Here is an 8,402-nt window from a genome sequence, read left to right as displayed (position 1 = left end):
GCCGGTCAGCATCATGGCCGCGCCGATCATGGCCGGAACGCCCGTGGTGTAGCTGACGGCCTGGTTGCCGGTTTCGGCATAGGCGGCTTCGTGGTCGCAGATGTTCTTGACGTAGAAGGTCTTCTGAACGCCGTCCTTCTCGCCGGTGGCGATGGTGCCGATGTTCGTCTTGCCCTTGGTGATCGGACCCAGCGAGGCGGGTTCCGGCAGCAGGGCCTTCAGGAACTCGATCGGGATGATCTCGCGGCCCTGGAACATCATCGGCTCGATCGAGGTCATGCCGATGTTTTCCAGCACTTCCAGGTGCTTCAGGTAGCTGTCGCCGAAGGTCATCCAGAAGCGGATGCGCTTGATTTCCGGGTAGAACTTGGCCAGCGATTCCAGTTCCTCATGGTACATGAGGTACATGTTCTTCGGGCCGACGCCCTCGAAATCGAACGTCTGCTTGTGGCTCAGCGCCGGGCCCTCGACCCACTGGCCGTTTTCCCAGTGACGCGAGTTGGCGGTCACTTCGCGCAGGTTGATTTCGGGGTTGAAGTTGGTGGCGAAGGGCAGGCCCGTGTCGCCGCCGTTGCAGTCCAGGATGTCGAGCGTGTCGATCCGGTCCAGCAGGTGCTTCTTGGTGTAGGTGGCGAAGACCGAGGTCACGCCCGGGTCGAAGCCCGAGCCGAGCAGCGCCATCAGGCCAGCTTCCTTGAACTTGTCCTGATAGGCCCACTGCCACTTGTATTCGAACTTGGCTTCGTCGCGCGGCTCGTAGTTGGCCGTGTCGAGGTAGTTGACGCCGGCGGCCAGGCAGGCGTCCATGATGGCCAGGTCCTGATAGGGCAGGGCCAGGTTGACCACCAGGGCCGGCTTCACCGACTGGATCAGGGCCGTGGTCGCGGCGACGTCGTCGGCGTCGATCTGGGCCGTGTCGATGGTCACGCCAAAGCGCGACTTCACGGATTCGGCGATGGCGTCGCACTTGGACTTCGTGCGGCTCGCCAGGGTGATATGCGAGAAGATGTCCGCATTCATCGCCATCTTGTGGACGGCGACAGAGCTGACGCCGCCTGCGCCGATAACCAGCACCTTGCTCATGTGTGGCTTCTCCTGAGAAGTCTGAAAGGCCTTGGCGACACCGCCGCCGCTATAAAGGGCGGGGCTCTTAACACGATGATGACATGACCGCTAACGGTCGCGTCTCGCGAGCCCCGGACGGACGCCCGGCCTCGCCGGGGCGAGGCTTGGCGGTAGAAAGAAAAGGCCCGGCGTTTCCGCCGGGCCTTTGTCGTGCCGGTCGGCGTCCTGAAATCAGGCGGCTTCGGCTTCAGCCTCGGCCTCGGCGGCGGCCAGTTCGGCGGCGGTCGGGACCGGCTTCTTGGCGCTCAGCGACTTGGCGAGAAGGGCGACGGCGGCGTCCTTGTCGATGCGGTTGGCGGCGGCGACTTCGCGGGCCATGCGGTCCAGGGCCGATTCGTAGAGCTGACGCTCGGAATAGGACTGTTCCGGCTGGGTGTCGGCGCGGTGCAGGTCGCGGACCACCTCGGCGATCGAGATCAGGTCGCCCGAGTTGATCTTGGCTTCATATTCCTGGGCGCGGCGCGACCACATGGTGCGCTTTACGCGGGCGCGGCCCTTGAGCGTCGTCAGGGCCTTGGTGACGGTGTCGTCGGCGGCCAGGGTGCGCAGGCCGGCGGTCTTGGCCTTCTTGGTCGGGACGCGCAGGGTCATTTTTTCATGGTCGAAGGTCACGACATAGACCTCCAGCGACATGCCGGCGACTTCCTGAGTCTCGATCGCGGCGACCTTGCCGACGCCATGCGCGGGATAGACCACCGCATCGCCAACCTTGAATTCCAGACCGGTCTTGCTCGTCATGTCATTCCTTTCCCGGAACAGGGGCGAAGCGAGGCGCTGAGCGCAGCCGATGGGCGAAAACAACCCCGCCGCCGGAAACTGGTCCCGTCGGTTGGGCGGTCAGGTCACATATCAGAAGCGAAAGCGGATCACCGAACCTCTGGCCGACCCCGTCTGTTCGACGGGGGACTGTCGCAAACGCGGGCGGCGCGCATCACTGCGGAACCGCCCGTCTCGAATAGGGAGGAACCTATCATAAAATTAGGAAATCTCAAAACATCCACAGGGCGACTGAGCGGTTCCGGCACTTTGTGACCGGATTGTGTCGAGACCTTAGGAGCCCTTGCCGGGTTTCGTGCTGAAGTATTTCTCGAACTTGCCGGTCTCGCGCTCATACTGTTCGCGGTCGGCGGGGGGCGTGCCCTTGACCGTGATGTTGGGCCAGACCTTGGCGTACTCGGCGTTGACCTGCAGCCACTTGCCGTCCGGCTCGTCCTCGGTGTCGGGGACGATGGCGTCGACGGGGCATTCGGGCTCGCAGACGCCGCAGTCGATGCATTCGTCGGGGGCGATGACCAGGAAGTTTTCGCCCTCGTAGAAGCAGTCCACCGGACAGACCTCGACACAATCCATGAACTTACATTTCACGCAGGCGTCGGTGACGATGTAGGTCATGGCGGTCGGGCGGGCCTGTGTGGCGGCGATCAAGGTCGAGGGCGGGCAAATGGCCCTGTCGGACCCAACTGTCAACCGAGGGCGCGGGCGTCGGCTTGACGGCGTCCTGCGGCGTCTGCATCCAATGCGATTACAGATCATTGCTCAGAAGGAGGTTCGCCCATGCGTTTCACCGCCCGTTCCGCCGCCGTTCGCATCGGCGCCGGAGCCCTCGCTCTCAGCCTGCTGGCCGGGGGCGCCGTCGTCGCCCAGGCGGCCCTGACCAAGGTCCCGTCCGAGGTCCAGGCCGGCGACTACAAGCTGGATCCCGCCCACGGCAAGATCACCTGGTCGGTCGATCACCTCGGCTTCTCGACCTACACGGGCCAGTTCGTGAACGTGCAGGCCGAACTGAAGCTGGACCCGGCCAATCCGTCCGCCAGCAGCCTGACGGCGAGCATTCCCCTGACCGAGGTGGCGTCGAACTCGGACGGGCTGAACCGCCACCTGCAGACGGCGGACTTCTTCGACACCGCCAACCATCCGGTCGCCACCTTCCGCTCGGTCCACATCATGCTGGACCCGGCCAAGCCGAACGAGGCCATGGTGCACGGCGAACTGACCCTGCGCGGCGTGACCCGGCCGGTGACGATGGAGGTCGAGTTCAATCAGGCCGGCCAGACGCGCGGCGGCTACAAGGCAGGCTTCGACGGCGAGGCGACCATCAAGCGTTCGGAGTTCGGCATCAACTTCGGCCTGCCCGCCCTGGGCGACGAGGTGGAGCTGCACATCGAAGGCGAGTTCGTGAAGCAGGGCTGAGTTTTCCTCCCCATGCAATGGGGAGGCGGCGCGGCGGCGTAGCCGACGTGACGGAGGGGCGCTCTACGCGAAGAAGCCCCTCCACCGCTTCGCGGTCCCCCTCCCCACTAGTGGGGAGGAAATCTAGCGGTCCGGCGTGTCGAGCGCCGCATAAAGGGCGCGGGCTTCCTCGGGAGGGCCGCGCCTTTCGCCCAGATGGAGCACGCGCACGGCGATCAGCCGCCCGCCTTGCGCGAACAGGATGTCGTCTCCGGGGTGGACGCTGCGGCTGGGCTTGTCGAGCCGGGTCTGGACCCCGTGGTGGGTCAGGCGGATCAGCCCGCGTTCGACCATGTCGGCGGCCAGGCCGCGGCTCTTGGCGAAGCGGGCGCGCCACAGCCACAGGTCGATGCGGCAGCTTTGCGCGACCTCGGGAGCGGGATTCACGCCGAGGCGGCCTTGCGTCTCGGGCGGCGCTTGCGGCGCGGGGGCGCGGGCGGCTGGGTCAACTGGGCCAGGGCGGCGAAGGGCGAATCCTTGGGCGGGTGCGCGGACTTGCCGGGGCGCGGGGCCTTGTCGGCGCGGGGCAGGCGCAGGGCGGTCTGCACCTGTTTCGCCTGTTCGGCGGTCCAGCCCAGTTCGCTCAGGGCCTCGTCGGAGAGTGGCGCCTTGCCCGCCGCGCGCGACAGGTCGGCGAAACGTTCCAGCGCCTCGACCGGGGCGCTCCACGACCCCACGGCGCGACGACCGAAGGCGGCCAGGGCGCGCGGCGATGGCGCAGGGGAGGGCAGGGCGATCAGGGCCTCGCCGCTCGGGCGAAAGGGCTCGGTCACGAAGGCCTGGGCCAGCATCCGGGCGCGGGGCTTGAGCACGCCGGGCAGCCAGACGGAATGGGCGCCGATGCGGATGGCGAAGGTCTTGACCGTGCGTCGCTCGTGCTGGCTCAGCGCCGCCAGAGCGCGCTCGACCTCGGCGCGCGGGATGACGCCGCCGGCCTCGATCAGGCGGAAGGCCAGGCCGCGCGGCAGGCCGGTCAGGGCGCCGCTGTCGACCGCCTGACGCAGGCGGCGCAGTTCGCGAAGCGCGCGCCCGGCCTCGGACGCCAGCCAGGCCTCGATGCGGCGCTGGGCCCGCTCGCGCGCCGGGACCGGGCCGAGGTCGCCCAGCAGGCGTACGCGCGGGGCGAAGGGATCGTCGTTGATGATGCGGGCCGTCAGGGCGCCCTGCCACAGGACGTCGCCGCCGCCCGAGCGGGGGTTGGGAATGAGGCTGAAGGCCTCGTCGGCCTCGGCGGCCAGCTTGCCGAGGCGCCGGGCGATCTCGGGCCCCACGGCGCGGGTCGCGGCCTGACGCAGGGCGCGATCGGCCAGGGCCGAGCCGCCGGCCTCGGGGGTGAAGCGCACGCCGTCCAGGTGGCCGACCACCTCGCCCTCGACCGTCACCTCGCCGTCGTCGGCCACCCCCGCCACGGTGTCCGAGCGCACGTTCAGCGCCCGCATCAGGGCCGTGGTGCGCCGGTCGACGAAGCGCGCCGTCAGCCGTTCGTGCAGGACGTCGGACAGGCGCTCCTCCAGCGTCTTGGTCTTGTCGCGCCACCCTTGCGCCTGATCCATCCAGTCGGGGCGGTTGGCGATATAGGCCAGGGTCCGCACCCCCGACAGTCGGGCCGACAGCTGGTCGATCTGGCCGTCGTCGCGGTCCAGATCATTGAAGCGCGGGGCGACCCAGTCCTCGGTCAGACGCCCGCGACGGCTGGTCAGGGCGGTGAAGATCTCCTTCGACAGGCGGGCGTGCTCGTCCAGGGTGGTCTTCTGGAAGTCCGGCAGCTGGCAGGTCTCCCACAGCCGCATCAGGGCGCCGCGCGATCGGGCGATCTTCTTGATGTCGTCGTCGGCCGCGAAGCGGCGCAGCAGGGTCTCGTCCAGGGCCTGGGCCGTCAGCCGCAGGCCGAAGCGCTCGGGCGACACCGTCAACGAGCGCAGCAGGTCGGGCAGGGTGTCGAAGTCCAGCCGTCCGTGGCGCCACTCGGCGGCCTCGACCGGATCGAAGCGGTGGCTGACCACCTGTTCGAGGATGTCCTCGTCCAGTTCCTCGGCCTCGCCCGTGACGCCGAAGGTGCCGTCGCGCAGGTGGCGCCCGGCGCGCCCGGCGATCTGGCCGATCTCGGCGGCGTGCAGCCAGCGGGTGCGCCGGCCGTCGAACTTGCGCAGCCCGGCGAAGGCGACATGGTCGACGTCCATGTTCAGCCCCATGCCGATGGCGTCGGTGGCGACCAGGAAGTCCACTTCGCCCGACTGGAACAGCTCGACCTGGGCGTTGCGGGTGCGAGGGCTCAAGGACCCCATGACCACGGCGGCCCCGCCCCTCTGGCGGCGCAGCAGTTCAGCGATGGCGTAGACCTGCTCGGTCGAGAAGGCGACCACGGCGCTGCGGCGGGGCAGGCGGGTCAGCTTCTTCGATCCGGCGTAGGACAGGGTGGACAGGCGTTCGCGGGTGACGATCTCGGCCTCGGGGACCAGGGCGCGGATCAGCGGGGCCATGGTCCCGGCCCCCAGGAACATGGTCTCGAACCGACCGCGCGCGTGCAGCAGGCGCTGGGTGAAGACGTGCCCGCGCTCGGGATCGGCGACCAGCTGGATCTCGTCGACGGCCAGGAACTCGACCTGACGTTCCAGCGGCATGGCCTCGACGGTGCAGACGAAATAGGCCGGGCGCGGCGGGACGATCTTCTCCTCGCCGGTGATCAGGGCGACGGACGCGGCCCCGCGCTGCTTGACGATCCGCTCATAGATCTCGCGCGCCAGCAGGCGCAGCGGCAGGCCGATCATGCCCGAGGCGTGGCCCAGCATCCGCTCGACCGCCAGATGGGTCTTGCCGGTGTTGGTGGGGCCCAGGATCGCCGTGACGCGCGACGGGGCCAGACCTGCGGAACGATCACTCATGTCGGGTTCAAGGTGGAGAAGGGGCGCGCGTTTCTCAAGCGAAACCGCGCGGCGAGCGAGAGAATGAACAGAAGGTTTCCGGCGCCTGGAACGGGCGCGAAACGAATCATGACCGAATCAGCGACACGGCCCGATTCAGGTTCTGTTCTCCACAACATATTGTAGCTTAACAGGGATTAATCGCTAGGAGTTTCTTGCCGGGCGCCAAATTGACGCCGCCCGTCTTTCCCTCGCGCCCGCGACCCGCTAGGGACGATCCGAGACGGCCCCGTAGCTCAGCTGCATAGAGCAAGGCTTTCCTAAAGCCGAGGTCGGGGGTTGGAGTCCCTCCGGGGTCGCCATCGCTTTTCTTGTTTAATATCAGTGTGTTGATTGCGGGTTCATGCTCTACGGCTCTCGCCTGCTATCAAAATGACATCGAACTTCGCGGTTTCCGTCATGGGCGGCTTCTATAGCGGCGCTCCGGCGGGGGGCGTTGCGGTGATCGGTCACGAACAGGAAGTGGGGCGGACTCTGGCGGCGCAGAACCGGGCTCTGCTGGCCTATGTCCGGCGGCGATCGGCGACGGCGGGGGACGCCGAGGACGTGGCGCAGGAGGCGATCGTGCGCGTTCTGACGCGAGCCCGCGAGACCCTGATCATCGACCCGCTTTCCTACGCCATGCGCGCGGCGCGCAACATCCTGGTCGATCGGGCCCGGCGGACCGCAAATGTGCAGCTCGACGATCTGGAAGAGGCCGAGCTTCCCATCGACAGCGGGGCGACGCCGCTGGAGGCGCTGGACATGAGCGAGCGGTTGAAGCTGTGCCAGAAGGCGCTGGAGGCCATGCCGCCCCTGCGGCGCGAGGTCTTCGTGCGGCGTCGCGCGGGCGAGGAGTCCTATGAGGCGATCGCGCGCGATCTGAGGCTGTCGGTCGAGGCGGTGCAGAAACACTACAGCCGCGCGGCACAGACGCTGCGCCGGACGGCGGAGGGCCGCCATGTCGACTAGATCGGTGAACCCGAAGGACGACCGCGAGGCCGCGCTGTGGGCCGACGCGCGGCGCGATGCGACATGGTCGCCGTCGCAGCAGACGGCGCTGGATCAGTGGCTGGAGGGGCGGCCGGACCGGGCGGATCTGCTGCGACGCCACGAGGCGCTGATCGACGACGCCGCCGTGATCTGGGCGACCCAGCGGATGACGCGGACGCGGCCCGCACGGCGACAGTTCAGCCTGCGGCCGCGCGGGGCGGTTGTCGGCGCCGGGCTGGCGGTCGCCGTCGGGGCGATGGCGCTGGCCGGCGTCGTCCTGACGCCGCGCGGGGATCTGATCGTGGGAACCCGGGGCGTTCCGCAACCGATCACCCTGGCGGACGGGTCCGCGGTGCGGCTGAACGGCCAGAGCCAGGTGCGGGTGGATCTGGGCGAACACGAGCGTCGTCTGCGCCTGGAGGGGGAAGGCTTCTTCGAGGTGGCGCCCGACAAGAACCGGCCCTTCTCGGTCGAGGTCGACCGGGTGCGCGTCACGGCCGTCGGCACCCGTTTCAACGTCGACCAGCGCAAGACGCCGGACGGCGCGGTGGTCGAGGTCGTGGTGTTCGAAGGGATCGTGAAGGTCGTTTCGGGGCGAGGGATGTCGACGCGCGTCCATGCGGGCGAACGGGCGACCGTGTCCGCCGGCGTGGTGCAGCGCACGGCCCTGCTCCGGCCCGAGGCCGAGACCGATGTGCCGTCCTGGGCCAAGGGCTGGCTGGAGTTCAATGAGGCGAGCCTGGCCAGCGTGGTCGAGGATCTGGAGCGCGCGACCGGGATCAAGGTCGAACTGGCCGACCCGGCCGTGGGACGCGCCCTGGTCAGCGGCCGCTTCGCCTATGACCAGCCGGAAAACGCCCTGGCGGCCATGGTGGGGGTCCACGGCTTCAAGCTGACCCGTCTGGGTCCGGATCGGTTTGAGATTTCCAAAGGTTAGGCGACCGGAGGAGCAAGTTTTCATGACAGGTGTCAGGAAGGCCTGAGCCGCCGTCTAACCCCGTAACGATCAGGTTCGATCGCAGGGGATTTATCGAATGCGTATCCATAAGACCGGCCTTCTCACGGCGGCCGCCGTCGCCGTGCTGGCCTCCGCCGCCGCGCCCGCCCGCGCCCGGCAGGCGCGACAGGGACTCGGCCACGTTGTTCGCCGGCAGG

8 protein-coding genes and 1 tRNA gene are annotated in these 8,402 nt (G+C 68.2%); 4 read left to right on the top strand and 5 right to left on the bottom strand.

Going from position 1 to position 8,402, the window contains the following annotated elements; all coding sequences use genetic code 11:
* The 3 genes from VGE49_RS11025 to fdxA all read right to left on the bottom strand — a co-directional run.
* Window positions 1–1,083, bottom strand: a 1,083-nt coding sequence (locus tag VGE49_RS11025; protein WP_331034599.1) for a saccharopine dehydrogenase family protein, incomplete at its 3' end; no start/stop codon positions are given.
* A 213-nt stretch (window positions 1,084–1,296) separates the two neighbouring features.
* On the bottom strand, window positions 1,297–1,863 hold the full coding sequence (locus tag VGE49_RS11020) for a CarD family transcriptional regulator (RefSeq protein ID WP_296172362.1): 567 nt from the start codon (window positions 1,861–1,863) through the stop codon (window positions 1,297–1,299).
* 312 nt (window positions 1,864–2,175) lie between these two features.
* Window positions 2,176–2,517: a ferredoxin FdxA gene (fdxA, locus tag VGE49_RS11015; protein WP_184270003.1), complete on the bottom strand. Its 342-nt coding sequence runs from the start codon at window positions 2,515–2,517 to the stop codon at window positions 2,176–2,178.
* 162 nt (window positions 2,518–2,679) lie between these two features.
* Between fdxA and VGE49_RS11010 the strand changes: the two genes are divergently transcribed.
* Complete coding sequence (locus VGE49_RS11010; protein ID WP_331034598.1) at window positions 2,680–3,315, top strand: YceI family protein; 636 nt, start codon at window positions 2,680–2,682, stop codon at window positions 3,313–3,315.
* Between the two features lie 123 nt (window positions 3,316–3,438).
* Here VGE49_RS11010 and VGE49_RS11005 read toward each other — a convergent pair whose 3' ends face one another.
* Window positions 3,439–3,741, bottom strand: coding sequence for an RNA-binding S4 domain-containing protein (locus VGE49_RS11005; RefSeq protein WP_331034597.1), 303 nt, complete (start codon window positions 3,739–3,741; stop codon window positions 3,439–3,441).
* Window positions 3,738–6,236, bottom strand: a complete 2,499-nt coding sequence (locus tag VGE49_RS11000; RefSeq protein WP_331034596.1) for a helicase-related protein — start codon at window positions 6,234–6,236, stop codon at window positions 3,738–3,740. Before VGE49_RS11000 ends, VGE49_RS11005 begins: the two co-directional genes overlap by 4 nt.
* A 264-nt stretch (window positions 6,237–6,500) precedes the next feature.
* Between VGE49_RS11000 and VGE49_RS10995 the strand changes: the two genes are divergently transcribed.
* From VGE49_RS10995 to VGE49_RS10985, 3 genes are all read left to right on the top strand, one after another.
* Window positions 6,501–6,577, top strand: a tRNA-Arg gene (locus VGE49_RS10995).
* A 70-nt stretch (window positions 6,578–6,647) separates the two neighbouring features.
* The gene (locus tag VGE49_RS10990; protein ID WP_331034595.1) at window positions 6,648–7,226 is read left to right on the top strand and encodes an RNA polymerase sigma factor; all 579 of its coding nucleotides are present in this window, start codon (window positions 6,648–6,650) and stop codon (window positions 7,224–7,226) included.
* Entirely contained in the window at window positions 7,216–8,184 is a 969-nt protein-coding gene (locus tag VGE49_RS10985) for a FecR family protein (protein ID WP_331034594.1), read from the top strand. The genes VGE49_RS10990 and VGE49_RS10985 overlap by 11 nt, the downstream gene beginning before the upstream one ends.
* Window positions 8,185–8,402 lie beyond the last annotated feature (218 nt).

The sequence above is a fragment of the Brevundimonas sp. genome, from assembly GCF_036405315.1.
Classification (GTDB): domain Bacteria; phylum Pseudomonadota; class Alphaproteobacteria; order Caulobacterales; family Caulobacteraceae; genus Brevundimonas.
The sequence above is the reverse complement of the archived record's forward strand: the minus strand, read 5'-3'. Positions and strand labels throughout refer to the sequence as shown.